The 25381-nt window shown below is 67.8% G+C and carries 25 protein-coding genes and 1 riboswitch; of the genes, 13 read left to right on the forward strand and 12 right to left on the reverse strand.

The annotated features are described in order from the left end of the window. The first annotated feature begins 25 nt into the window (after positions 1–25). The gene (locus AC3WMA_RS18790) at positions 26–1000 is read left to right on the forward strand and encodes a lysylphosphatidylglycerol synthase domain-containing protein (RefSeq protein WP_492286870.1); all 975 of its coding nucleotides are present in this window, start codon (positions 26–28) and stop codon (positions 998–1000) included. Positions 1001–1010: 10 nt separating this feature from the next. Here AC3WMA_RS18790 and AC3WMA_RS18795 read toward each other — a convergent pair whose 3' ends face one another. Next, on the reverse strand, positions 1011–1760 hold the full coding sequence (locus tag AC3WMA_RS18795) for a hypothetical protein (protein WP_492286871.1): 750 nt from the start codon (positions 1758–1760) through the stop codon (positions 1011–1013). A gap of 128 nt (positions 1761–1888) precedes the next feature. On the opposite strand from AC3WMA_RS18795, the gene AC3WMA_RS18800 reads away from it, so the two are divergent. Then, entirely contained in the window at positions 1889–2524 is a 636-nt protein-coding gene (locus AC3WMA_RS18800) for a glutathione S-transferase family protein (protein ID WP_492286872.1), read from the forward strand. A gap of 163 nt (positions 2525–2687) precedes the next feature. After that, positions 2688–3926, forward strand: a complete 1239-nt coding sequence (locus tag AC3WMA_RS18805) for a multidrug effflux MFS transporter (RefSeq protein ID WP_492286873.1) — start codon at positions 2688–2690, stop codon at positions 3924–3926. Positions 3927–4067: 141 nt separating this feature from the next. Here the strand turns inward: AC3WMA_RS18805 and AC3WMA_RS18810 are convergent, their stop codons facing one another. After that, positions 4068–4277, reverse strand: a complete 210-nt coding sequence (locus AC3WMA_RS18810) for a cold-shock protein (protein ID WP_492286874.1) — start codon at positions 4275–4277, stop codon at positions 4068–4070. Positions 4278–4492: 215 nt separating this feature from the next. On the opposite strand from AC3WMA_RS18810, the gene AC3WMA_RS18815 reads away from it, so the two are divergent. Both AC3WMA_RS18815 and AC3WMA_RS18820 read left to right on the forward strand, forming a co-directional pair. Beyond that, on the forward strand, positions 4493–5179 hold the full coding sequence (locus AC3WMA_RS18815; protein ID WP_492286875.1) for a fumarylacetoacetate hydrolase family protein: 687 nt from the start codon (positions 4493–4495) through the stop codon (positions 5177–5179). 167 nt (positions 5180–5346) lie between these two features. Next, positions 5347–6276 carry a dihydrodipicolinate synthase family protein gene (locus AC3WMA_RS18820; protein ID WP_492286876.1) on the forward strand — a complete coding sequence of 310 codons (930 nt, stop codon included), beginning with the start codon at positions 5347–5349 and terminating at the stop codon, positions 6274–6276. Positions 6277–6378: 102 nt separating this feature from the next. On the opposite strand, the gene AC3WMA_RS18825 is transcribed toward AC3WMA_RS18820, so the two are convergent. Together AC3WMA_RS18825 and AC3WMA_RS18830 are read right to left on the reverse strand one after the other, a co-directional pair. Then, a complete protein-coding gene (locus tag AC3WMA_RS18825; RefSeq protein WP_492286877.1) occupies positions 6379–6858 on the reverse strand; it encodes a copper chaperone PCu(A)C in 480 nt (159 codons plus the stop codon). Between the two features lie 109 nt (positions 6859–6967). Then, a complete protein-coding gene (locus AC3WMA_RS18830) occupies positions 6968–7345 on the reverse strand; it encodes a hypothetical protein (RefSeq protein WP_492286878.1) in 378 nt (125 codons plus the stop codon). A 412-nt stretch (positions 7346–7757) separates the two neighbouring features. Between AC3WMA_RS18830 and AC3WMA_RS18835 the strand changes: the two genes are divergently transcribed. The 5 genes from AC3WMA_RS18835 to AC3WMA_RS18855 are packed head-to-tail and all read left to right on the forward strand — an operon-like array spanning position 7758 to position 10811. Next, a complete protein-coding gene (locus AC3WMA_RS18835; RefSeq protein WP_492286879.1) occupies positions 7758–8006 on the forward strand; it encodes a hypothetical protein in 249 nt (82 codons plus the stop codon). Between the two features lie 7 nt (positions 8007–8013). Then, a complete protein-coding gene (locus tag AC3WMA_RS18840) occupies positions 8014–8187 on the forward strand; it encodes a hypothetical protein (protein WP_492286880.1) in 174 nt (57 codons plus the stop codon). Between the two features lie 7 nt (positions 8188–8194). Beyond that, positions 8195–9313 (forward strand): methionine ABC transporter ATP-binding protein, encoded by a 1119-nt coding sequence (locus AC3WMA_RS18845; RefSeq protein WP_492286881.1) that lies wholly within the window; start codon positions 8195–8197, stop codon positions 9311–9313. Then, the gene (locus tag AC3WMA_RS18850) at positions 9303–9968 is read left to right on the forward strand and encodes a methionine ABC transporter permease (protein WP_492286882.1); all 666 of its coding nucleotides are present in this window, start codon (positions 9303–9305) and stop codon (positions 9966–9968) included. The genes AC3WMA_RS18845 and AC3WMA_RS18850 overlap by 11 nt, the downstream gene beginning before the upstream one ends. A 42-nt stretch (positions 9969–10010) precedes the next feature. After that, entirely contained in the window at positions 10011–10811 is an 801-nt protein-coding gene (locus tag AC3WMA_RS18855) for a MetQ/NlpA family ABC transporter substrate-binding protein (protein ID WP_492286883.1), read from the forward strand. 180 nt (positions 10812–10991) lie between these two features. On the opposite strand, the gene AC3WMA_RS18860 is transcribed toward AC3WMA_RS18855, so the two are convergent. Together AC3WMA_RS18860 and AC3WMA_RS18865 are read right to left on the reverse strand one after the other, a co-directional pair. Then, positions 10992–13193: an esterase-like activity of phytase family protein gene (locus AC3WMA_RS18860; RefSeq protein ID WP_492286884.1), complete on the reverse strand. Its 2202-nt coding sequence runs from the start codon at positions 13191–13193 to the stop codon at positions 10992–10994. Positions 13194–13263: 70 nt separating this feature from the next. Then, entirely contained in the window at positions 13264–13689 is a 426-nt protein-coding gene (locus AC3WMA_RS18865; protein ID WP_492286885.1) for a hypothetical protein, read from the reverse strand. A gap of 127 nt (positions 13690–13816) precedes the next feature. Between AC3WMA_RS18865 and AC3WMA_RS18870 the strand changes: the two genes are divergently transcribed. Together AC3WMA_RS18870 and AC3WMA_RS18875 are read left to right on the forward strand one after the other, a co-directional pair. Beyond that, positions 13817–14632, forward strand: coding sequence for a helix-turn-helix domain-containing protein (locus AC3WMA_RS18870; RefSeq protein WP_492286886.1), 816 nt, complete (start codon positions 13817–13819; stop codon positions 14630–14632). Positions 14633–14710: 78 nt separating this feature from the next. Then, entirely contained in the window at positions 14711–14902 is a 192-nt protein-coding gene (locus tag AC3WMA_RS18875; RefSeq protein WP_492286887.1) for a CsbD family protein, read from the forward strand. A 173-nt stretch (positions 14903–15075) separates the two neighbouring features. Here the strand turns inward: AC3WMA_RS18875 and dnaJ are convergent, their stop codons facing one another. Together dnaJ and dnaK are read right to left on the reverse strand one after the other, a co-directional pair. Continuing rightward, a complete protein-coding gene (gene dnaJ / locus AC3WMA_RS18880) occupies positions 15076–16212 on the reverse strand; it encodes a molecular chaperone DnaJ (RefSeq protein ID WP_492286888.1) in 1137 nt (378 codons plus the stop codon). 134 nt (positions 16213–16346) lie between these two features. Beyond that, entirely contained in the window at positions 16347–18260 is a 1914-nt protein-coding gene (gene dnaK / locus AC3WMA_RS18885; protein ID WP_492286889.1) for a molecular chaperone DnaK, read from the reverse strand. Positions 18261–18581: 321 nt separating this feature from the next. On the opposite strand from dnaK, the gene AC3WMA_RS18890 reads away from it, so the two are divergent. Further along, positions 18582–19454: a hypothetical protein gene (locus AC3WMA_RS18890; protein WP_492286890.1), complete on the forward strand. Its 873-nt coding sequence runs from the start codon at positions 18582–18584 to the stop codon at positions 19452–19454. Between the two features lie 82 nt (positions 19455–19536). Here the strand turns inward: AC3WMA_RS18890 and AC3WMA_RS18895 are convergent, their stop codons facing one another. The 4 genes from AC3WMA_RS18895 to AC3WMA_RS18910 form a co-directional block, all read right to left on the reverse strand. Further along, entirely contained in the window at positions 19537–20277 is a 741-nt protein-coding gene (locus AC3WMA_RS18895) for a hydroxyethylthiazole kinase (protein ID WP_492286891.1), read from the reverse strand. After that, on the reverse strand, positions 20274–22151 hold the full coding sequence (gene thiC / locus AC3WMA_RS18900; RefSeq protein ID WP_492286892.1) for a phosphomethylpyrimidine synthase ThiC: 1878 nt from the start codon (positions 22149–22151) through the stop codon (positions 20274–20276). The genes AC3WMA_RS18895 and thiC overlap by 4 nt, the downstream gene beginning before the upstream one ends. A 78-nt stretch (positions 22152–22229) precedes the next feature. Beyond that, positions 22230–22334, reverse strand: a riboswitch (TPP riboswitch). A gap of 214 nt (positions 22335–22548) precedes the next feature. Continuing rightward, positions 22549–22746 carry a hypothetical protein gene (locus tag AC3WMA_RS18905; protein ID WP_492286893.1) on the reverse strand — a complete coding sequence of 66 codons (198 nt, stop codon included), beginning with the start codon at positions 22744–22746 and terminating at the stop codon, positions 22549–22551. A 431-nt stretch (positions 22747–23177) separates the two neighbouring features. Further along, complete coding sequence (locus AC3WMA_RS18910; RefSeq protein ID WP_492286894.1) at positions 23178–25349, reverse strand: OmpA family protein; 2172 nt, start codon at positions 25347–25349, stop codon at positions 23178–23180. Between the last annotated feature and the right edge of the window lie 32 nt (positions 25350–25381).

The following is a 25381-nucleotide window of genomic DNA, read 5'->3' on the forward strand; positions in this document are numbered from 1 at the left end:
CAGCGGCGCGCAACCCCGAGAGCGCATGTCCTTCGGCCCGCATGAGCCCGGAATCCTCCCGCGCAAGCGCAGCCGCTGGTGGTGGCTCGGCCCGCTGGCGAGCGTCGTCATCTTCGGTGCCTCGCTGGTCGTGCTCTGGCACATCATCAGCGGGATGGAGCCTGGCCAGCTCGCCGGGGCCTTCGAGAATGCGAGCCTGCGCCAGCTCGGCCTCGCCGTCGCCTTCACCGCGCTGAGCTACCTGCTGCTGACCGGCTACGACGCGCTGGCATTGCGCCGGCTCGGCCTGTCGATCCCCTATCGCACCACGGCGCTCGGCTCCTTCACCAGCTATTCCGTCTCGTTCACGCTCGGCTTCCCGATCGTGACCGGCGGCACGGTGCGCTACTGGATCTATTCGCCGAAGGGGGTCCGCGCCTCCGAGGTCGCGAGCCTGACCGTGATCGCCGGCATCACCTTCTGGCTCGGGCTCGGCGCCATCCTCTGCGCCAGCCTGTTCTATGCTTCTGAGGCGGTCGCGGTGCTGGCGCGGACCTCACCGCTCATCGTCCAGGTCGTCGGCGGGCTCGTCGGCATCGGCATCCTCGGCTATCTCGCCTGGATCGCGACGGACGAGCGCACGATCCGCGTGCGTGGCTGGAACCTGCATCTGCCCGGCCTCGGCACCACGCTCGGCCAGATGGCGCTCGGCGCCTGCGAGGTCTGCGCGGCCGCGGCTGTGCTCTTCGTGCTGCTGCCCGGCGGCTACGGCCTGGAATACCCGACCTTCCTTGCCGCCTATATCTTCGCCTGCCTGATCGGCATCGCGAGCCATGCGCCCGGCGGGCTCGGCGTGTTCGAGGCGACGATGCTGGTCGCGCTCAACCGCTTTCCCTACGAGCAGGTGCTGGGCGCGCTCCTGATCTTCCGGGTGGTCTACTACATCCTGCCCTTCATCCTGGCGCTGGTGCTGCTGGCGCTGAACGAGATGATCCGCCGCATCCGCCGCCACGAGACTTAAGGGCCGGCCCCTACTTCATCGCGACGACGATCAGCATGAAGGCCAGCATGAGCAGGAGCAGGCGGAAGCTCCAGTTGATCCGACGCAATTCATCGGCAGTGCTGTCCTCCCAATCCTCTTCGGCCTGATGGACAGCCTGAGGCACGGGCTCAGGTTCCCGGTCAGCCGCGACGGCGACCTGAAGCGGCCGAGGCCGCCATTCGATGGTCTCGATGAATCCGCGCGCGGGCTGGGTCGAGCGTCCATCGGCATCAAGGCCGAGATACCAGTCGAGCGGCTCGCCATGCGGGCGCGCGCGGTCCTCCTCGCGAATCCAGAGACTGGTCGTGGCACCGAGCGAAAGCTCCTGCGCCAGGCCGGAAAGCAGGTCCGCCTTCAATGCCTCGAACACGGCCGGCGCCAGAAAGGCCTCGGCGAAAGGCAGCGCCTCGCCATTCTCGTCGCGGTAGCCGAGCATCAGGAGGAGGCGCGGCTGGTCGCCAGCCTGCGACAGCGGGCGCAAGGTCAAACCGACCGTGCCGGCATCGCCCTCGAAGCCCGCACGGCGCAAGCCGCCATCGACCACGGTCGCCTCGGCGAGGAAGCGCCGGCTCTCCTCCAGCCGGCCATCGCGACTCTCGAAGCCGCCGACGAAGCGCAATCCCGAGGCCGAGAGCCGGAAGCGCCGGGCAGCGCCCTGCACGTAACAGGTCGACAGGCCCTCGATCGCCATCCGTCCGTCATTGACGGATACGCTGCGCGCCATGCGTGATTCGTCCATATCCTCGTCCTGTTTCGCGGCGACGATAGCAGCTTGGGCCGCGCGCGTCAGGCAAGCAGGCTCCTGACACCGTCACGCCGATGCAGCAGGGTAGAGACACCCTCGGCCGATCAAGGAGGCAAAAGACGATGGCAGATGAACTCGTGCTCTATACAAACCCGATGTCGCGCGGTCGCATCGCGCGCTGGATGATGGAGGAGATCGGCCAGCCCTACCGCGCCGAGATCATCGGCTTCGGCGAGCCGATGAAGAGCGCCGCCTACAAGGCGATCAACCCGATGGGCAAGGTGCCGGCGCTGGTCCATGGCGACACGGTCGTCACCGAATGCGCCGCGATCTGCGCCTATATGGCCGATGCCTTCCCGCAAGCCGGGCTCGCGCCCGAGCCGGGCAGCCGGCTGCGCGGTCCGTATTACCGCTGGCTGTTCTTCGCGGCCGGACCGATCGAGGCTGCCGTCGCCAGCAAGGCCTTCGGCCTGGAAGTGCCGCCTGATCGGGCGCGCTCCATCGGCTACGGCACCTATGCCGATGCGATGGACACGCTCGAATACGCGGTGACCCGCAGCGACTACCTGACCGGCGACCGTTTCAGCGCGGCGGATGTCTATGTCGGCTCACAGGTCCTGTGGGGGATGCAGTTCGGCACGATCGAGAAGCGGCCGGCCTTCGAGGCCTATGGCGCCCGCATCTCCGCACGACCGGCGGCTAAGCGCGCCGTCGAGATCGACGACGCCCTGATGGCCGCGATGCAGAAGCAGGGCTAGGAGCGCGCCCGAAGCGCCGGGAAACGCGCCCGGCGCATGGCCCATGGCCGGCTGGACCGGTTGCCGCGCGCAACCGGCAGGGCTAATCCTACAGGCAGAATCTTGCCCGCCGCTGCCGCATGACCGCAGCCGCCGGGTCTCGCCAGCCAGTTTCGCGATCGCCATGAACGACATGTCCGCTCCAGTCCGGCCGCGCCACGGCATGGGCTTCTACCCCTTCGTGGGCCTCACCGCCGCGCTGATGGCGACGAATGCGCTCGCCATCGATTCGATGCTGCCGGCCCTGCCGCAGATGGCCGAGTCACTCGGCATCGCCGAGGCCAACCAGCGGCAATGGATCATCACCGCCTATCTGCTCGGCTTCGGGGTCTCGCAGATCTTCTACGGCACGATCTCGGATCGCTATGGCCGGCGTCCGGTCCTGCTCGTGGGCTTGACGATCTATGTCATCGCCAGCATCGCCGCGGCCTTCGCAGGCTCCTTCGAGGCGATGATGGCGGCGCGCGTGGTGCAGGGCATCGGTGCCGCCGCCACCCGCGTGCTCGTCGTTTCGATCGTGCGCGACTGCTATGCCGGCCGCGAGATGGCGCGTGTCATGTCGCTCGCCATGATCGTCTTCCTGGCCGTGCCGATCCTGGCGCCCTCGATCGGTCAGGCGATCCTCTGGGTCGCGCCCTGGCGCTGGATTTTCGGCGTGCTGACCGGTTTCGGCGCCATCGTGATGATCTGGGTCCTGTTGAAGCTGCCCGAGACCCAGCATCCCGAGGATCGCAAGCCGATCGAGCCGGCAAGCGTACTGGCTTCCTTCCGGACGACGCTGACCAGCCGCATCGGCGTCGGCTACATGCTGGCCATGGCCTTCGTGCTCGGCGGCCTGTTCGGCTTCATCAACTCGGCGCAGCAGGTCTTCGTCGACGTCTTCCATGCGCCGGAGCTGTTCACCACGATCTTCGCGCTGATCGCGATGTTCATGGCGGCGTCCTCGCTGCTGAACTCGCGCATCGTCGGGCGGCTCGGCATGCGCCGCGTCTCGCATGGCGCGCTGCTCGGCTATATCGCGCTGACAAGCCTCCACGCATTGGTGGCGCTGGCCGGTCATGAATCACTCTGGAGCTTCGCGATCCTGCAGGGCGGGGCGATGTTCTGCTTCGGGCTGATTGGCCCGAATTTCGGGGCGATGGCGATGGAGCCGCTCGGCCATGTCGCCGGTACGGCCTCCTCGGTGCAGGGCTTCGTGACCACGGTGATCGGCGCGCTGCTCGGCTTCTATATCGGCCAGCATTTCAACGGCACGGTCGTGCCGCTGACGCTGGGCTTCGCGCTCTGCGGCATCGCGGCGCTCGTCGTCGTGCTGATCGTGGAGAGGGGCCGACTGTTCCACCCGGCGCCGGGCCGGGCCTGAAGGGGCACTTCATCTTCGCACCGCCGCCTGCTGCGACGGGAATGCCTGGAATCCGCTTCGGTCCGACCTGGACCGAACGCGATCCGCCCTAGGCTCGGGACAGGCGCCGCCATCGCCTTCCCGTAGAACGCATGAAAACGCTCAGGTCGTCTGCAGGTTCACCGCCGAGTTCTTGCCGGTCTTGCGATCCGGCTCGAGATCGTAGCTGACCTTCTGCCCCTCGTTCAGGCCGCGCAGGCCAGCCCGCGTCACCGCGCTGACATGGACGAAGACGTCGCTGCCGCCGCCATCCGGGGTGATGAAGCCGTAACCCTTGGTCTCATTGAACCATTTCACGGTTCCCGTACTCACATTCCATTCCTTCCATAGGCTCGCCGGTTCCCCCGGCGGGGTAGTGTAAGGAGCAAATCGTCTCACTTGCAACGACGCGCCGCACAACCCGTGCCGCGCCTGCGAAATGCGTGCCGCAATGCCTCCCGCGCAGGCCCGCCGCCGACGCAAGCCGCTTGCGGTCCGGGCGCCGCTCGCCCATGAACGGCGCAAGGCTAGATCGAGGGAGCAGCAGAATGAGCAATTATGTGATCGACCCGCCGGCCGTGACGGCCGTTCCGGTCGCAGGCGGCGGCTCCTTCCCGGTCAGGCGGATCTTCTGCGTCGGCCGCAACTATGCCGAACATGCCCGCGAGATGGGCCATGACCCGGACCGCGAGGACCCGTTCTTCTTCACCAAGCCGGCCGACGCGCTGCTGATCAACGGCGCCGACATGCCCTATCCGACCAAGACCAGCGACCTCCACCACGAGATGGAGCTCGTCGTCGCCATCGGCACCGGCGGCAAGGACATCCCTGAAGCCGAGGCGCTGGCCCATGTCTACGGCTATGCCGCCGGGCTCGACATGACCCGCCGCGACCTGCAGGCGGCCGCCAAGAAGGCCGGACGCCCCTGGGACATGGCCAAGGGCTTCGACCTCTCCGGGCCGATCGGCGAGATCGTGCCGGCGAGCCATGCCGGCCATCCCAGCGCCGGCAAGATCGAGCTCACCGTCAACGGCGTCGTGCGCCAGACCTCCGACCTCGCCAAGCAGATCTGGAATGTCGAGGAGACGATCGCCTATCTCTCCGGCCTCGTCGAACTGAAGCCGGGCGACCTGATCTTCACCGGCACGCCGGAAGGCGTCGCCGCGGTGAACAAGGGCGACGTGCTCGAAGGCGTCATCGCCGGGGTCGGCACCGTCCGCACCCGCATCGCCTGAAGCCTTCTCAGCCCTCATCCTGAGGAGCAAGCGGAGCTTGCGTCTCGAAGGATGGTCCAGGAGGCTCTGGAACCATCTGGAGTATCCTTCGAGACGCCGCTGACGCGGCTCCTCAGGATGAGGGCTGAGTGGGACCGCAATCTTCAGCCATCTTGAAGGACCGCATCATGCGCTTGACCCCCGACGCTTCCGGCGTCTTCCCGATCGCGCCGACCCCGTTCAATCCGGATGGCAGCATCGACTGGGCCTCGGCCGACCGGCTGTTCCAGTTCTACCACGACATCGGCTCGGACGGCGTCACCGTTCTCGGCATCATGGGCGAGGCGCCCAAGCTGGAGCCCGAGGAAGCGGTCGAGCTGGTCAAGCGCTGCGTCGCCCGGATGGGTGGGAAGCCGATCATCGTCGGCGTCTCCGCGCCCGGCTTCGCCGCGATGCGCTCGCTCGCCCGGCAGGTCATGGATCTCGGTGCCGGCGGCGTGATGATCGCCCCGCCGCCCTCGTTGCGCACCGACGACCAGATCACCGGCTATTACGCGCAGGCCGTCGAGGCGATCGGCAGCGACATCCCCTTCGTCATCCAGGATTATCCGCTGACGCTCTCGGTCGTGATGACGCCGGCGGTGATCCGCAAGATCGTCATGGACAACCCGTCCTGCGTGATGCTGAAGCACGAGGACTGGCCGGGCCTTGAGAAGATCTCGACGCTGCGCAAGTTCCAGACGGAAGGCTCGCTGCGCCCGATCTCGATCGTGACCGGCAATGGCGGTCTCTTCCTCGATTTCGAGATGGAGCGCGGCGCCGACGGCGCCAATACCGGCTATGCCTTCCCGGAGCTGCTGATCGACGTCGTCCGCCTGCAGAAGGCCGGAAAGCGCGACGAGGCCCATGACATCTTCGACGCGCATCTGCCGCTGATGCGCTACGAGCAGCAGCAGGGCGTCGGCCTCGCCGTGCGCAAGTACACGATGATGAAGCGCGGCATCCTCAGCCACGACGCCCAGCGCAAGCCGGGATCCGTCCTCAGCACCGCCGCGAAGGCCGAGGTCGACTACCTGCTGGCGCGCATCGCAAAGCACGATGCGCGCGCGAAGATCTGAGCGATCAGCGCGTCATTCTCGGGCGCCGCGCAGCGGCGACCCGAGAAACTCCAGCCAGAGATGCTCGGGTCAAGCCCGAGCATGACGCTTGAACATCCGGGCTCAGTGCCCCTTGTGCTCGCCTGTGCTGCCCTTAGCGGCGATCGAGTCGACCTTGAATTCGACATCGACGGTCCCGGCCTTCTCGAAGGTCAGCGTGCCCTTCATCGAATCGCCCTGCTTCAGCGGCTGCTTCAGCTCCATGAACATGATGTGGTAGCCGCCGGGCTTGAACTCGACCTTGGCGCCGGCCGGCACCTCCACGCCCTTGTCGAGCGGGCGCATCGTCATGATGCCGTCCTTCACCGCCATCTCGTGGATTTCGGAACGAGCCGCGAAGGGAACGGAGACCGCAACCAGCCGGTCGGCGACCGGGCCGGTGTTCTCGATCGAGAGATAGCCGCCGCCGACCTTGGCGCCGGCCGGCGTGGCGCGCGACCAGGGATGGCCGATCTTGAGCGAGCCGGCGTTGAAGTCATGGGCCGAGGCGATGCCGGCCGAGAGCAGGAGCGTCGCGGCAGCGAGCGAGTACGAAAACTTCATGATGGATATCCCGAACGGGTCAGGCCGCTGACGCAGGCCTCGTGAAAGATTGCCGTCACTCCGCGGGAGCGGACGGTCTGGAATAGGTAGGGATCGGCAGGCGGAGACTTCAGGCCAGCGGCGGCGCACGCGATTGCGCCAACCCGGCCGCGAAACGATGCCGCAGTCCCTCGGCCAAGGGCGCAGGCGGCACCAGACGCGTGGCAAGCCGACCCGGCGCCGGCACGATCCCGACCGGCGGGCCAGCGAGAACGGGATTGAGCGGGCAGCCCTTGCAATGGGCGAGATCGCCGAGCGGCGCCGGCTGACCTTCGTCCGGGATCGGCGCACCCGAGCAAAGCACGACGCCGTCCGAACCGCCGAACGCCGCCATCGCGGGAGCCGGCGCGAGCGCCAGAGCCAGAACGCAGAGCGTATAGGCCGTCGCCAGCCAGGCTCCGAGCCCGGAGCGGCGAAGACGGTCGAGAAGGGCGGCGCGAGCCTGCATGGCCGCAAATGGCGCCGCTTCTCCGGCTTCGTCAAGCCGCGCAGTGCCGCATCCTTGGCGGCGCGCAAGGAGCGCGTGAAGAATATTCTTCTCCGCCGTATCGTTTCTTCAAAAGAACGATCCGGTTGACAAAGAGGACGATCCCCATCAGATTGCAGGTGTTCCCGGAGCAATCGGGGAGCCGCGGAGATTTGAGCAGCAGCTTGCGCCGCGTCACCAAACGCTAAAGCGCCACGACTGGGTCGTGGGCTCCAGTTCGAGGAGACTGACATGACCATTGCGAAAACGAGCCGAAGCCTGACCCGCTTCCGCCCAATGACCTGCCGCTGTCGACGCTGAGATCGCGAGGCCGAGAGGCCCTTCCCATCCAATCGTTCCGACACATGCCGCATAGGCGGCAGAAGGCAGTTCCATGTCCCAGCTTCATTCTCTTTCCGCCCGGGCCCGCCCGGCGCAGCAAGCCTATGTCATCGAGCTCGGCGAGGCCCAGATCGGGCTCGTGAGCCGCCGCGCCGACGAGCGCGACTTCACCTTCGTCTCGGCCTCCGCCGCCTTCCGGGCACTCGACGGACAGCGTTTCGCGACGCCCGGCGCCGCCGAGACCGCCGCGCGCCGGCTCTCCCGCTCGCAGCGGCGCGCGCCGCTGCTGCTGGCTTCGTGAGGCGGCGATGCAGCTTCTTTCCACCCTCTGGAACGGTCTCGCGAGCTGGTTCGCCCAGGCCGTTCCCTTGACCTTCGACCCGCTCGACGCCGCGACCGCGGACGACCAGCGCCGTTCGGTCCATGACGTGACCATCGAGCAGCTCGGCATCGCCCACTGGTCCTGCCACACGCATTTCTGAGGACATGATGAACGCCCCCGTCAGACCCGGCACGCTCGGTGCCGGCGCGACCTCTGTTTCCTTGCCTTTGGCATTGCCCGAGCCGGCCATCCGCTTCGAGCGTGCCGGCAAGACCTATCCGGGCCGCCGCGGCCAGCAACCGGTGAGCGCGCTCGCCGGGATCGATCTCGACGTGCCCGCCGGCACCATCCTCGGCGTGATCGGCCGCTCGGGTGCCGGCAAGTCGACGCTGATCCGCCTGGTCAACGGGCTGGAGCGCGCCACCGAAGGCCGCATCCTGATCGAGGGCCAGGACGTCACGGGCCTCACCGAATCCGGCTGGCGCCAGCGGCGCCGGCAGATCGGCATGATCTTCCAGCATTTCAACCTGCTCTCGTCGCGCACGGTCTTCGACAATGTCGCGCTGCCGCTGGAGATCGCCGGCGCGAGCAAGGCCGAGATCGCCGCGAAGGTCGAGCGCCTGCTCGCGCTCGTCGGTCTGTCCGACAAGAGCGCGCGCTATCCGGCCGAGCTTTCCGGTGGGCAGAAGCAGCGCGTCGGCATTGCCCGGGCGCTCGCCACCGATCCGAAGGTGCTGCTCTGCGACGAGGCGACCTCGGCGCTCGACCCCGAGACGACGCGCTCAATCCTCGCCCTCCTCAAGCAGGTCAATCGCGAGCTCGGCATCACCATCCTGCTGATCACCCACGAGATCCCCGTCATCAAGGAGATCTGCGACCGCGTCGCCGTGATCGAGGGCGGGCGCATCGTCGAGCAGGGCGAGACTTTCTCCGTCTTCACCAATCCGCAGCATCCGACGACGGCGAGCTTCGTCGAGACGGTCACCGGCGTCGAACTGCCCGAGCATCTCGCCCATCGCATCCGCAAGGACGCGCGCCCCAGCGACAATATCGTGCTGCGCATCACCTTCCTCGGCGAGAACGCGACGGCGCCGGTGATCAGCCGGCTCAGCGCCATCGTCGGCGTCGACGTCAACATCCTGGCTGGGCGGATCGACGCCATCGCCGGCCAGCCCTTCGGCAGCCTGCTCGTCACTGTGCCCTCGCGGGCGCCGGAGAGCGACGCCGTGCTCGGCGCTCTCAGGAGCCTCGGGCTCAAGGCGGAGGTCATCGGCCATGTCTCCTGACATCATCCGCCTGATCGCGCAGTCGACGCTCGACACGCTGGCCATGGTCGCGGTCGCGGCCGGTCTCGGCACGGTCTTCGGCCTGCCGCTCGGCGTCTTCCTCGCCACCAGCAAGCGCGGCGAACTCTTCGCGGCGCCGGCCGCCAACCTGCTCCTGGGCACGTTGGTCAATGCCACGCGCTCGACGCCCTTCATCATCCTCGTCGTCGCGATCATCCCGTTCACGCGCCTGATCGCCGGCACCTCGATCGGCACCGGTGCCGCGATCGTGCCGCTCACCGTCGCGGCGACGCCGTTCATCGCCCGCCTGATCGAGGGCGCGGTGCGCGAGGTCGACCAGGGGCTGGTCGAGGCCGCGCGTGCGATGGGCGCCACGCCCGTGCAGATCGTCCGCAAGGTGCTGGTGCCCGAGGCCCTGCCCGCGATCGTGCTCGGCCTGACGCTGGCGCTGGTCAGCCTGATCGGCTTCTCGGCCATGGTCGGCGCGGTCGGCGGCGGCGGGCTCGGCGATCTCGGCATCCGCTACGGCTACCAGCGCTTCATGCCGGACGTGATGGCGGCGGTCGTCGCCGTGCTCATCGTCCTCGTCCAGCTCGTCCAGAGCATCGGCGACCGGCTCGCCCGCCATCTCAACAAGCGCCTGCGCCACGCCTGACGCTTGCCCGTTCATCCGCATCCGACTGAAGGAAACGACATCATGACCACCCTCCTCAATCGCCGCGCCGCGCTCCTTGCCGGCCTTGCCCTGACGCTCGCTGCCGGCCCCGCGCCTGCCCAGCAGAACCAGGTAATCCGCATCGGCGTCTCGCCCGGCCCGCATGCCGAGATCCTGGAGAAGGTGAAGCCCGTCCTCGCCAAGAAGGGCATCGATCTCAAGATCATCGAGTTCTCCGACTATGTCGTGCCGAACCAGGCGCTCGATGCCGGCGAGCTGGAAGCCAATTCCTTCCAGAACCAGCCCTATCTCGACAATCAGGTGAAGGATCGCGGCTTCAAGATCGAGAGCGTCGGCCTCACCGTGAACTTCCCGCTCGGCATCTACTCGGCCAAGTACAAGGACTGGTCGCAGGTGCCGGATGGTTCGACCGTCGCGATCCAGAACGACCCGACCAATGGCGGCCGCTCGCTGCTGCTGCTGCAGGACAAGGGCGTGATCAAGCTGAAGGACGGCGTCGGCTTCAAGCCGAGCCCGGCCGATATCGTCGGCAACCCGAAGAAGCTGAAGATCATCGAGATCGAGGCCGCCCAGACCCCGCGCTCGCTGGCCGACGTCGCGGCCGCCGCGATCAACACCAACTATGCCGTCGATGCCAAGATCGATCCGGCTTCCGCGATCCTGCGCGAGGACGCCAAGGGCCCCTATGTCAACCTGATCGCCGTGCGCAGCGTCGACAAGGACAAGCCCTGGGTCAAGACGCTGGTCGAAAGCTACCACACGCCCGAGATCAAGGCCTTCGTCGCCGAGCGCTTCAAGGGCGCCGTCCTCGCCGGCTGGTAACCGCTCCTCCCACCTGGCTCTCCAGTCAAAACAGCCAGGCGCCTTGCCCCGGATGCGGATCGCATCCGGGGCTTTTTACGTGCTCGTCATGGTCGGGCTTGACCCGACCATCCCCGGACAAGAAGGCGCCCTTTCCGGCCTGAGATTCTCGGGGCAAGCCCGAGAATGACGCTTGTGGTCTCAGTTGCCGACTTGGCCGAAGGCGAAGAACTGGGTCTCGCCGGAGGAATCGTCTACGCCGTCATTGTCGGTGACGACGAAGAGATTGCCGGCCTTGTCGACCGTCATGCCCTCGACCTTGTCGAGGCCGTAGCCGCCGGCCTTCATCAGGTCGGGCGTCAGATCGCGCAGCAGGGTCTTGGTCACGGTCGGGATTTCCGCCGCACCGATCGCCGCCGGCTTTAGGCCCTTGACCGAGAAGGTCTGGAGCGTCTTCACCGCCTTGGCACCGAAACCGTTGTCGCGCTCGATCACGGCGAAGCGGTCGTCACCCAGCGCGACCAGCTCCGACAGGCCCATCCAGAAGCCCGCGGCCGGTTGCGACAGCGGATAATGCAGCACGCCCCATTCCTTGGTCGCCGGCTTATAGGAGAGGAGCTTGGCCTTGCCCTTGGGGTCGTCCTTCCACTCGCGCTGGACGGCGAGCCAGACCGTCTCATCGGCACCCGTACCCGTCACCGCCACGCCCTCGAAGCCGAAGCGGACCGCATGCTTGGCGAGCGCTTCCGGCAAGCGAATCTCCTCCTCGACCTCGCCCTTGGCCGAGACGCGCAGCAGGATATCGTCGAGCACCGCGTCCTTCTTCTCGGGATTGCCCTCGGAGGCCAGCCAGAAGCCGCCGCCCTCGCGGGTGGCGATACCCTCAAGATCGTAGGAAGCGGGCTTGCCGTCCTTGGTGACGGTGAGCGCGCCGGTGATCTTCGCGGGCTTCTGGGTCGCGTCGATCTCAAGGAGGCGCGAGGGCGTATAGGCGCTGTCGGTGATCGCGAAGAGCTTGCCCGGAGCCGTGCGATCGGCGGCGAGGCCGGAGAGCGCGCCCCAGCCGATCGGCAGGCCGTTCTCGTCGGCGGACTGGATCGTCGGATAGGAAGCGGTCTGCTCGGCGCGGCGATAGATCATCACGACGGAGCGCGCGCCGCCCTTCTCGCCGACATCGGTCTCGGAGGCCGAGACGAAGAGATCACGCTGCGGGATGGCGAGCAGGCCTTCCGGGCCGATGCCGGTCGGCAGCGCCTGCAGGAAGCGCGGCGCCTTGCCGGCCCCCTCATCCTTGTAGACCAGCACCAGCGAGGCGCGCTCCAGCCCGACGAAGATCAGCCGGTCTTGGCCATAGCTCGCGACCTCGATGCCCTCGGGCTCGCTGCCCTTCGCGGCCGAGCGGCGCTCGGGATAATGGCCGAGACGCATGGCGATGTGATCGACATCGGAGCCGGAATCGAACTCGACGGTGCCGTCCTTGCGGAAGATGGTGAAGCCGCGTGAGCCGCCCTTCCAATCACCCTCGTTGGCGGTGACGAAGCGGTCATTGTCGAGCCAACGCACGGCGTCGGGCTCGCGGGCGACGCCCTTCAGCTCCTCGGTCGGGCTGATCTTGCCGTCGCGGGTCTTGTCGATGTTCTTGAGATCGACCAAGCCCGCGGAAAAATGCGTCACGACCTTGCCGGTCTTCGAATCGACGATGGCGAGGTGGTTGTTCTCCTGCAGCGTCACCACGACGAGCCCGTCCTGGTTGACGTCGACGAATTCCGGCTCCGGATCGGTCGGCTCGACGGCGGCGATGCCGGTCATGTCGACGACCTGACGGGTGGTGCAGTCGATGGCGCCGTCCTTGATGCCGATCAGGGTGAGGTTGCCGGCGGGGAGCTGCGGCAAGGCGCCCTTGTTGAGCTTCTCGTCACGCTCGTTCTCGATGGCGATGACGATCTTGCCCTTGTCCTTGGTCAGCGTGACCGAATCCGGCTGACCACCGAGATCGCATTTCGCCACGACCTGCTTGGTCTTGAGGTCGACGGTGGCGAGATGGCCGGCCGGCTCCTTGAAATTGTCGCCGGAGGTGACGACGGCGACGAAGGCCTTGTCGCCGAGGATCGTGACCGAGGTGGATTCGCCTTCGAGCGGCACGAAGCCGGCGGGCTTGGGATTGGCGGGATCGGCGATGTCGATGATCCCCAGCGCCTTTTGCTCCGCATCGGTATAGGCGAGCAGCGTACCGTCGCCATTCGCCGCGATGATCTCGGAGACGGTCTTCTTGGCGGGATCGCGATCGGCCGGCAGGTTCTGCGGCACGGAGAAGGTGGCGATCCGGTTGAAGAGCGGCTCGGCCATGGCCGTGCCGCTGAGCAGGACAGCGGCGAGAGCCGCGAGGACGAAGGGCTGGCGCATGGGATCTCACCGCTGACGGAAACAGAGACCCGTCGGCTAGTCAGCCCATGCGACAGTCAGATGACGGTTTTCACCGATGGGCGGCAGCGTCGCCCGCAGGCAGGGCCGCGCCCGAGCGCTTGAAGCCGATGGCTTCCAGTTCGGTCACGATGGCGACCGCAGCGGCCTGGGCCAGGACGAAGGCGATGCCGAGCCCGGTCGGCGCGAACCAGCCCATCAGCAGGATCGCGATGCTGTCGGCGATCCAGAGCAGGTTGACGCCGATCACGGCGTAGATGGCAAGGCGCGGCAGGGTCTTGCGGCTGGCGAACCAGCCGAGCAGCGCCGCGCAAGGCAACAGCATGAGACCGGCGCCGCGCAGGAACTCTGCGGGCAGGCCGAGCGGGGCGGCGAGCGGCCCGGCGGCAGCGGCGAGCATCAGGCCCATGCCGGCGCAGGCCGCGGCATCGAGGGCCAGGGCATTGCGCAGCAGGGGCGAGGACTGGATGAGCGACATGACATTCTCCCGGGGTTTTGGGCCTCAAGCCCGTTTCGATGAGGGGAATGCTGACGGAACCGCGTCGGCCCGTCGATTAAGCGGGAGGTAATTGGAACCCACCGCCGGGATCGCTAGCTTCTCCGCCATGAACACTCATCAGCCTCCCCCGATCGGCGCGCTCCTGCGGGACTGGCGCCAGCTCCGCCGCTTCAGCCAGCTCGACCTCGCGCTCGAAGCCGAGATCTCGCAGAAGCATCTCAGCTTCATCGAAAGCGGCCGCTCGCGCCCGAGCCGCGAGATGGTGCTGCTGCTCGCCGAGCATCTCGGCGTGCCGCTTCGCGAGCGCAACGCGCTGCTGCTGGCGGCCGGCTACGCCCCGATCTATCCGGAGCGATCGCTGGAAGACCCCTCGCTCGACGCCGCCCGCAGCGCGATCGACCTGATCCTCAGGGGGCACGAACCCTATCCGGCCGTCGCCGTCGACCGGCACTGGACGCTGCTGGCCTATAACAGCGCCGTGACGCGGTTGCTCGGGCTCGTCGCGGATGCGGAGCTGCTGAAGCCCCCCGTCAATGTGCTGCGCCTGTCGCTGCATCCGCAGGGGCTCGCGCCCTTCATCCTCAATCTCGCGGAATGGCGCGCCCATCTGCTGGCACGGCTACGCCAGCAAGTCCGGGCGACGGCGGATGCCAGGCTCGGCGAATTGCTGGGCGAGTTGATGAGCTATCCCCATCCCGGCACGGGCGCGCGCCATGAAACCGAGGCCGAAGCGGCCATCGTCGTGCCCATGCAGTTGCGGCTCGGCGAGGTCACGCTGTCGCTGATCTCGACGACCACCGTGTTCGGCACGCCGGTCGACGTCACCTTGTCGGAGCTCGCGCTGGAGACGTTCTTCCCGGCCGATGCCGCCACCGCCGAAGCTTTGCGGGCGCTCGCCTCGCCGGCAGAAGACGCAGCCTGACGTCCGGAACCTTTCCCCACCGTGCCGGTTCTTTCTACGGAAAACGGCTGGGGGCCGACCTTTCAGGAGTTAAGCGCAATGGGCAGCACGACCGACAAGATCAAGGGCCTGGCCAACGAGGCCGCTGGCAACGTCAAGCAGGCCGCCGGCAAGGCGTTCAACAAGCCGGAGCTGGAGGCCGAGGGCGCGGCCCAGGAGCTGAAGGGCGAAGCCCAGCAGGCGATCGGCAAGGGCAAGGACGCGGTCAAGAAGGCCGTCGACAAGGTCTGACGATCGATCTCCACCGCAACGGAAAGGGCCGCCCATCGGGCGGCCCTTTTTTCATGGTCGGGTCCTTGCTGTCATGCTCGGGCTTGACCCGAGCATCTCATATCGGAGGAGGCTCGTTCGCCTCACTTGCCCGAGATTCTCGGGTCAAGCCCGAGAATGACGCCTTGGAGGCCTCAGGCCGTGCCGCCGAAGCCGCCGAGGAAATCCTTGACCCGGCCGAAGAAGCCCGCGGTTTCCGGGTGGTTGTTGTGCGAGCTCTCGCGCTCGAACTCCTCCAGCAACTCACGCTGGCGTGCGGTGAGCTTCTGCGGCGTCTCGACCACGACCTGGATGTAGAGGTCGCCGACTTCGCGCGACCGCAGCACGCTCATGCCCTTGGCCTTGAGGCGGAACTGCTTGCCGGTCTGGGTGCCCTCGGGGATTTTCACCCGCGCCTGCTCGCCGGAGAGCGTCGGCACCTCGATCTCGCCGCCGAGCGCCGCCGAGACCAGTCCGATCGGCACGCGGCAGAAGAGGTCGGCGCCGTCGCGCTGGAAGATCGCGTGCGGCTTGATCGAGAGGAAGATGTAGAGATCGCCGGCAGGCCCGCCGCGCAGACCCGCCTCGCCCTCGCCGGCCAGGCGGATGCGCGTGCCGTCCTCGACACCGGCCGGGATGTTGACCGAAAGCGTGCGCTCGCGCGTGACGCGGCCGGCGCCCTGGCAGTTCTTGCAGGGGTCGTCGATGACCTCGCCGCGGCCCGAGCAGGTCGGGCAGGTGCGCTCGACCGAGAAGAAGCCCTGGTTGGCACGGACGCGGCCATGGCCGCCGCAGGTCGGGCACTGGCGCGATTTCGAGCCGGGCTTGGCGCCGGTACCCGAGCAGGATTCGCAGGAGACCGAGGTCGGCACCCGGATCGACTCGTTCTTGCCGGTGAAGGCCTCTTCCAGCCCGATCTCGAGATTGTAGCGGAGATCGGCGCCGCGCTCGCGGCCATTGGCACCACGCGCGCCGCCGCGCCGGGCGTCGCCGAAGAAGGAATCGAAGATATCCGACATGAAGTCGGAGAAATCGGCATTGCCGCCGGGGCCACCGCCGCCGCCATTCTCGAAGGCCTGATGGCCGAAGCGGTCATAGGCCGAGCGCTTCTGGCCGTCAGACAAAATCTGATAGGCCTCGTTGATTTCCTTGAACTTGATCTCGGCTTCCTTGTTGCCGGGATTCTTGTCGGGGTGGTGCTGCATCGCGAGCTTGCGGAACGAGGTCTTGAGCTCGACCTCCGTCACGGTCCGGCTGACGCCGAGAATCTCGTAGTAATCGCGCTTCGACATCGAAATGTCTGTCCCCGCAGCTTTGACGCGGCATGGCCGGGCAGCGAGCCCGGCCATCCATCCAGCAGGCCATTCCCGAACGAGATGGCCGGGTCAAGCCCGGCCATGACGTCGGTTGCGTTACGAGCGCGCGATCACGCGCTCTTCTTCTTGTCGTCCGAGACGTCCTTGAAGTCGGCGTCGATGACGTCGTCCTTCTTGGCTTCCTCAGGCTGCTCGCCCTCAGGGGTCGCGCCCTCGGCCTGGCTCGCCGCATACATCGCCTCGCCCAGCTTCATCGAAGCCTGCATCAGCTCGTTGGTGCGGGCCTGGATGGCCTCGGCGTCTTCACCGGTCAAAGCGGTCTTGAGCGCCTCGACGGCGGTCTCGATCGCGCCCTTGTCGGCTTCGGAGACCTTGTCGCCATAGTCCTTCAGCGACTTCTCGGTCGAGTGCACGAGGCTCTCGCCCTGGTTCTTGGCCTCGACCACCTCGCGGCGCTTCTTGTCCTCGGCGGCATTCGCCTCGGCATCCTTCACCATCTTCTGGATATCGGCCTCAGAGAGACCGCCCGAAGCCTGGATCTTGATCTGCTGCTCCTTGTTGGTGGCCTTGTCCTTCGCCGTCACCGAGACGATGCCGTTGGCGTCGATGTCGAAGGTCACCTCGATCTGCGGCATGCCGCGCGGGGACGGCGGAATACCCATCAGGTCGAACTGGCCGAGCAGCTTGTTGTCGGCCGCCATCTCGCGCTCGCCCTGGAAGACCCGGATCGTCACCGCATTCTGGTTGTCCTCAGCGGTGGAGAAGACCTGGCTCTTCTTGGTCGGGATCGTGGTGTTGCGGTCGATCAGGCGCGTGAACACGCCGCCTAGCGTCTCGATGCCGAGCGACAGCGGGGTCACGTCGAGCAGCAGCACGTCCTTGACGTCGCCCTGGAGGACGCCGGCCTGGATCGCGGCGCCGATGGCGACGACCTCGTCAGGATTGACGCCCTTGTGCGGCTCCTTGCCGAAGAACTGCTTCACGACCTCCTGCACCTTCGGCATGCGGGTCATGCCGCCGACGAGGACGACCTCGTCGATCTGGCCCGCCGACAGGCCGGCATCCTTGAGCGCCTTCTTGCAGGGCTCGATGGTGCGCTGAATCAGGTCGTCGACCAGGCTCTCGAACTTGGCGCGCGAGAGCTTGATGGCGAGGTGCTTCGGGCCCGAGGCATCCGCCGTGATGTAGGGCAGGTTGATCTCGGTCTGGGCCGTGGTCGAGAGCTCGATCTTGGCCTTCTCCGCCGCTTCCTTCAGGCGCTGGAGCGCGAGCTTGTCCTTCTTGAGGTCGATGCCCTGCTCGCGCTTGAACTCATCGGCGAGATACTCGACGAGGCGCATGTCGAAATCCTCGCCGCCGAGGAAGGTGTCGCCGTTGGTCGACTTCACCTCGAAGACGCCGTCGCCGATCTCGAGGATCGAGACGTCGAAGGTGCCGCCGCCGAGGTCATAGACCGCGATGGTGCCGGCGGACTTCTTCTCGAGGCCATAGGCCAGCGCGGCCGCCGTCGGCTCGTTGATGATGCGCAGCACCTCAAGGCCGGCGATCTTGCCGGCATCCTTGGTGGCCTGACGCTGGGCGTCGTTGAAATAGGCGGGAACCGTGATGACGGCCTGGGTGACGGGCTGGCCGAGATAGGCCTCCGCCGTCTCCTTCATCTTGGTCAGCGTGAAGGCCGAGATCTGCGACGGCGAATAGTCCTTGCCGTCGGCGGCAACCCAGGCGTCGCCGTTCGGGGCCTTCGCGATCTTGTAGGGGACCAGCTTCAGGTCCTTCTGCGTCATCGGGTCCTCGAAGGTCCGGCCGATGAGGCGCTTGATCGCGAAGAAGGTGCGCTCCGGGTTGGTGACGGCCTGGCGCTTCGCAGGCTGGCCGACCAGACGCTCGCCGTCATCCGTGATGGCGACGATGGAAGGCGTGGTGCGCGCGCCTTCCGAATTCTCGATGACCTTGGGCGTCGAGCCTTCCATCACTGCAACGCAGCTGTTGGTCGTGCCGAGGTCGATACCAATGACTTTACCCATGGATGGGATCCCTTTCGATTGAGCAGATCGCCGACCTGCGACGTTTATGCGCCGCCTGCCGGCCCATGGACCGGATCGCCCCCGCTTCAGCGGCGAACGAAACCGGCATTCCACGTTTGACGGTGGTTAAACCGCCCCTTGGCGGCGTATATAGTGAGGGTGTTCCACCCCTTGCAAGACAGGCGAGCCGATTAAGAATCGGGAGTTTCGACGGGACAGCCGCCACGACACGCTTTCTGCCCGGGGTGTGGCCTTCCCGTCCTTGCGTCAGCCCGCATGCGCCTGCATGCAGAAAGGCCGTTCCGGTTTCACTGGGCCGCCATGACACGACCGACGCGCCTCATCCTCGCCTCGCTGGCCCTCGCTGCGGCCTCGACGGCGGCGCTCGCCCAGCCTCTGCAATTGCCGGGCGCCCAGCCGTTCAACGCGCCGGGAACCCAGCAGGCCGCCCCCTCCCAGCCCGGCACCCCGGCCGGACCGAAGCCGCCGAGCATGCCCGCCATCAAGGTCGCCGGCGAGGACGCCATCCTCGGCAAGGCCCTGCACCGCCATGGACACCATGGCGAGGCCGTGTTCTCGAAGACGGCGACGGGTTACGGCCTGAAGCTCAATCTCGACGGCTTCCAGAGCACCAACCTGGTCGATCCCTGCGCCGTTTCCTTCGGCGACGCGCCGCTCCCGGTCACTCCGCTCGGGCGCCCGGCCGGCGTTCCCCGCTACAAGCTGGAAGCGCCGATCTGCCCGATCGTCTTCGACGTGCTCGACGGCGCCTTCCTCGTGGTCGAGCCGACGGAGCCCTGCATCGTCCAGGCCGCGCAATGCCGGATCGACCCGCGCGGGCTGTGGGGGCCCGATGCGCGCGTGGTTGCCGGGCAGGCCAAGGAGATCGAGAAGGCGCGCGGCAGCGCCGAGCGGGCCGTGCGCGAGGGTTATCGCACGCTGACCGCGAAATCCGACGCGGTCGAGCAGCGCGTGGTGGCCCGCGAGCAGGCCGGTTTCTCGGCCGAGCGCGAGATGATCTGCCGGGACTTCCAGCGCGAGGGCCAGTTCGGCTTCTGCGGCGCCCGGATCACGGAGGCGCGGGCCGCCTCGCTGCGCGCCCGCCTCGGACTTAACACCGAACCCAAGCCCGCCGCCGCCAAGCCCAAGCCGCGCCCGAAGCCCGCGCCGCTGCAGCTGGCACCGACGCAATAGCAGACCAGAGCGCTGTCATCCCGTGCGCGCTGCGGCATGAAATGCCGCTGCGCGTGCGGGATGACAGCGGTGGCTAGTGGCTTCAGCTCATCCGCGCCGCGAGCGCCGCCGCGTCGAGCCCCGCGAGCGCATCGACCAGATGCATCGCGAAGCTGCCGGGCCCGGCAGAACGTTCAGCCGCGATCTCTCCGGCGATGCCATAGGCGGTCAGCGCCGCCGCCGCCGCGATCACCGGATCGGGCTCAACCGCCCGGCAGGCGGCGACGAGCGCGCTCGATGCGCAGCCGAGCCCGGTCACTTGGCTCATCAGCTCATGGCCATGCGCGACCGACAGGCTGCGGTCCTCCGTCTCGATGCGGTCGACCGCGCCGGTGGTGACGCGCACGATGTCGCGCCGGAGCGCGAAAAGCGGCTCCAACACCGCCATTTCCGTGGCATTGCCGCGCACCAGCACGTCGAACAGCGCCAGCACGTCGCCGACCAGCCGCAAACGCAAGGGCGACAACTCGACGAAGACCGGATCGAGCACCAGCGGGATGTGGCGCTCCCGCGCGAGCGCGACGAGCTTGGGAATGGCACGCTCGCCTTCGAGGCTGAGCGTGCCGAGATTGATCAGGATCGCGCCTGCTCCCGCCGCAACGGCCTCGACCTCGTCGGGATGAACAGCCATCGAGGGCACGGCCCCAACGGCCAGCAGCATGTTGGCCGTGACGTTCTGCGCCACCGTATTGGTCAGGCAGTGGACGCGCGGGCGGCGTCTGGCCACCCGCGCGAGGATCGATGCGACGCTTTCCGCGTCAAGCTTCTCGTTGAAACCGCTCATTCAGCAGCAGGTAGATAGATGCTCCCGCCCTTGTCGAGGAATTCCTTCGATTTTGCGGCCATTCCCTCCGCCGCCATGGCTTCAAGGCTGGCACGCTCGTTGTCGCTCATCGCCAGAACCTCGGCGCGCAGATCCTGCGTGATCTTCATCGAGCAGAATTTCGGCCCGCACATCGAGCAGAAATGCGCGACCTTGTGGGCGTCCTTCGGCAGGGTCTCGTCATGGAACTCCCGCGCCGTATCGGGATCGAGCGCCAGGTTGAACTGGTCCTCCCAGCGGAAGTCGAAACGGGCGCGCGAGAGCGCATCGTCACGGATCTTCGCGGCCGGATGGCCCTTGGCGAGATCGGCGGCGTGGGCGGCGATGCGGTAGGTGATGACGCCGGTCTTGACGTCGTCGCGGTTGGGGAGGCCCAGGTGCTCCTTCGGCGTGACGTAGCAGAGCATGGCGCAGCCATACCAGCCGATCATCGCGGCCCCGATGCCGGAGGTGATGTGGTCATAGCCCGGCGCGATGTCGGTGGTCAGCGGTCCGAGCGTATAGAAGGGCGCCTCGCCGCATTCATGCAATTGCTTGTCCATGTTCTCCTTGATCTTGTGCATCGGCACATGGCCGGGGCCCTCGATCATGACCTGACAGCCTTTTTCCCAGGCGATGTTGGTGAGTTCCCCCAGCGTCTCCAGCTCGGCGAACTGGGCCCGGTCATTGGCGTCGGCGATCGAGCCCGGGCGCAGGCCGTCGCCCAGCGAGAACGAGACGTCGTAGCGGCGCATGATCTCGCAGATCTCGTCGAAGCGCTCGTAGAGGAAGCTCTCGCGGTGATGCGCAAGGCACCAGCGCGCCATGATCGAGCCGCCACGCGAGACGATGCCGGTGACGCGCGATGCCGTCAGCGGAACATAGGGCAGCCTCACGCCGGCATGGATGGTGAAATAGTCGACGCCCTGCTCGGCCTGCTCGATCAGCGTGTCCTTGAACACCTCCCAGTCGAGCTTGATCGGATCGCCGCCGACCTTCTCCAGCGCCTGATAGATCGGCACGGTGCCGATCGGCACGGGCGAATTTCTGAGGATCCAGGAGCGGATATTGTGGATGTTGCGGCCGGTGGAGAGGTCCATCACCGTGTCGGCGCCCCAGCGGATCGCCCAGACCAGCTTCTCGACCTCCTCGGCAGCGCCGGAGGTGACGGCCGAATTGCCGATATTGGCGTTGATCTTGACCAGGAAATTGCGGCCGATCGCCATCGGCTCCAGCTCGGGATGGTTGATATTGGCGGGGATGATGGCGCGGCCGCGCGCGATCTCGTCGCGGACGAATTCCGGCGTGACGAATTCCGGCACGCTCGCCCCGAAGCTCTCGCCATCGGCATGGCGCTCCCGCGCCCCTTCCAGCATGGCGGCACGGCCGAGATTCTCGCGATGCGCGACATAGATCATCTCGGGCGTGACGATGCCGGCCCTGGCGAACTCGTACTGCGTCGTCAGCTGGCCGGGCTTGGCTTGCAGGATCGGGCGCTGCGCCGGGCAGGCGGGCACGAGCTGCTCGGCCGAGATGTTGCCGTTATCGGCTGCGGTAACGGCGCGCCCCACGACCTGCTCGAAGCCGCGCGCGTCGAGCCAGGCGCGGCGCGGCTGGATAAGGCCGGCATTGAGATCGATCTTCGCATCGGTCTCGGTGAAGGGGCCGGAGGGGTCGTAGAGGCGCACCGGCGGCTCGGCATCGGTCGTCAGCACGACCTCGCGGAAGGGCACGCGCATCTCGGGATGCTCGGGCGCCGCGACATAGATCTTGCGCGAGCCGATGATCGGCCCCGTCGTCACGCTCTGCGGCGCAGTCTTGATAGTGTTCTTCTGAGGTTTGGTGTGGGCATTCATGGGGGATCTCCTCCTTGGTACAGGTCAGGAGATCCGGCGTCGAAGCGGTTCAAGCGCTGTGATGCGGGTGCAGGCCAAGGCTGCACCGCGTTCCAGTCCCTCCGCCGGTATGACCCGGATCAGGTTCGATGGGTTCAGCTTCGAAAGCCGTCTCAGCCCTTGCGGGCACCCCTCGGAACGCAGACGAGGTTAGGCGCAGCGCCGCCGCTTGGCAACGGGCTGTGCAAATAAGCGATCGGGTCGTGAAGAAGGCTCTGGCTTCCTCGAAACCGCGACGTCATCCCGGGCTTGCCCCGGGATCCATCGTAGAACGCAGCGCCTTATGATGGATCCCGGATCGGCGCTGCTCCGCAGCTTGTCCGGGATGACGCGGCGGCTCCGTTGGAAATCAGCAACCTCAGGCGGTGCGGTCGACCAGCGTGCCCTGTCCGGCCGGCAGCGCGGCTTGCGTCTGCTCGACGCTCTGCTGAAGCATGGCGACGAGACCCTGCTCGGCCTGCGCATTCTGCTTGAGCATCTCGACAGACAGCGCCTGCTGCGTCGAGGCGGCCTGCATCGTGACGATGCTGGTGGCGAGGGAGATGGCGTCGCTCATGGCGGGCACGCTATCCCGGCAACCCTACCAAATCCTCAACCCGGTCGTTCGAGGTGCGATGATCGAGGGCACCGGCTTCGGCATCGGCGGATCGCGCTCGGGCCGGACCTGCGCCCTCTCCCCGCCGCTGCCGCGCTTCTCGTCGCGAGGTGCGAGGGTGTCGGGCGCCGGAGGACGAGCGGCTTCGCTGGATCGTGGAGCCGGCGGAACGCCGGGAGCCCGCTGCGTGGGCGGAGGCGGGCTGGTCTGCGCCTGCACCGAGGCTGCGATGGGTATGCCCGCAACGAGCACTCCCGCGAGAACCAGAACAAATTTCCTCATGGCGGCATCTTCCTTCGGTCATCCTCCGGAAACGAAACAGGCGCAGGGAACGGGTGTTCCCTGCGCCTGCCGAAGAGTGGGGCTGCCTGAAAAGCGGCCCGACCCGATCGTTACTGGTTCTGGCCGCTGAGCAGCGGGGTGATGCGCCGGAGCGTGACGCGCCGGTTCTCGCGCGCGGCCTCCTGCGTGTTCACCTTCAGGTACTGCTCGCCATAGCCCTGGGTCGTCAGGTTCTCCGGCGGGATCTGGAAGTCGCGCGTCAGAATCTCCGCGACCGACTGCGCGCGGCGATCGGAGAGCGAGAGATTGTCGACATCGGCGCCGACGGCGTCGGTGTGCCCCTCGACGAGGAAGACCTCGTTGGGCGAGCGCTGCAAGGCGCGCTTCACTGAATCCGCGATCACCGCCAGACGGCGACCCTGATCGCCTCCGACCTGCCACGAGCCGGAGTCGAAATTGATCGTGTCGATGTCGACGCTGCGCATGCGGGCACGCAGGTCCGGCGAGTAGCGGACCTCGTCCAGCGTGTAGCGGCGCGGGATCGCGGCGATCGGCGGCGCGGTGATCGTCTCGTAGATCAAGTCCTCGTCGGCCTGGTCCGCATCGACGATATAGCGCTCGCGCGGGATCGGCAGCGGCGGCGGCGGCAGCACGACGACATCGTCGGCAAAGCGCCCCGGACGATCCCGCAGCGTGTTGTCGATGATGATCACCTCGCGGTTGTCGCGGTCGATGCGGGTGCGGCGGATCAGCCGGCCCTCCTCGTCCGTGACGGTGACGATGCGCGTGCCGTCCGGCCGCTCGAAGATCGTGCGATTCTCGCCATCGCGGCGCTCGGAGCGGCCCTGCCAGCCGAGATCGCGGAAGCGCTGATCCTCGTCGCGGCGGATGATGGCGCGGCCGTCATCGTCGCGGATGATGGTGCGGCCGGGCTCGCGGATGATGGTGACGTCGCCCTCGCGCCGTTCCTCGCGGCGGCTGCGGATATCCTCGAAGCGCTGCGCCCCTTGCGTCGCCATGATGCCGCCGAGGACACCGGCGCCGAGGCCGATCGCGCCGGCCACGCCCGGCGAGATGCCGCCGCGGCGGCCCTCACGCTGGGGCGGCTGGCCGGGAGGCCCGGCCGGCGGCTGCCCCGGAGCGGCTCCGGACTGGGGAGGAACCGGCGCGGCCGTGCCGGGCGCTCCGCCGGAGGGCATGCCGGGAGCTGGGCGGCCGGGCTGGCCGGGCGCTGCGCCGGCGGGCGGCGTCGGCGTCGGAGCTGTTGCGCCGGGCTGGGCCGGAGCGGGAGCGCCGGGCGCACCGGCCGGAGGCGTTCCGGGAGCGGGCTGCGCAGGCTGGGCCGGGGCAGTGCCCGCGGGCGGAGGCGGAGTCGGAGCGGCCGTTCCGGGCTGTGCGGGAGCGCCGGGCTGCGGGGTCGCAGCCGGCGGGCGCGGCTGGGATGGCTGCGCCGAAGGCGGAACAGCAGGACCGCCGCGCGGAACGGCGGAGGGCGGAGCGCCAGCGCCAGGCTGAGCGGGAGCTCCTGGCTGGGACGGAGCGGCGGGCGCCGTCGCAGGTGGCGTTCCCGGCGGACGAGGCTGCCCCGGTGCCGCCGAGGGGGGAACGGCCGGGCCGCCACGCGGAACGGCTGATGGCGGGGCACCAGCGCCCGGCTGGGCGGGCGCACTCGGAGCCGCGGCGGGCGGCGCGGCCGGCGGGCGAGGCTGGGTCGGTGCAGCCGAGGGCGGAACGGCCGGACCACCGCGCGGAACCGCCGAGGGCGGCGCGCCCGCACCCGGTTGGGGAGCTGCGGCCGGCGGCGCTACCGGCTGAGGCGCCGCACGCGGAACGGTCGGCTCCGCCGGCGGACGCGGCGGTGTCGGGCGGGCTGCCGGGGCTTCACTGGGGGTCGGCGCAGCGCGCGGCACGGCAGGCGCCTCACGCGGCGTGGCCGGGCGCTCGAGCTGCTGGCGCATCGCGGGCGGCTCGGCACGCGGCTGCGGTGCAGGCATGGCGGGCGGTTGCGCCCGGGGCACGGACGGCGCGGGCTGCATCTGTGGCGGGCGCGGGGCCTGCGGCTGGGCGGGTGCAGCGGGCGCGGCAGGCCGTTCCGGCCCACGCTGCTGGCCGGGCTGTGCTCCTCCTGGCGGCTGCGGGCGCCGTGGCCCGCGTGGATCGTCATCTCCGGCGGCGGGGGCCTGTGCGACCCGGTATCCGGCCTCGGCGAAGGCCTGCCCGGCTTGCGAAAGGACGAGGGCCGGCAGGACAGTCCCGACCAGCAACCAACGTTTCGTGCGCATCTTTATTCCCGTCGTTATGTTTCAACGTGCGG

The sequence above is a fragment of the Allobosea sp. FW305-C-101 genome, from assembly GCF_058783685.1.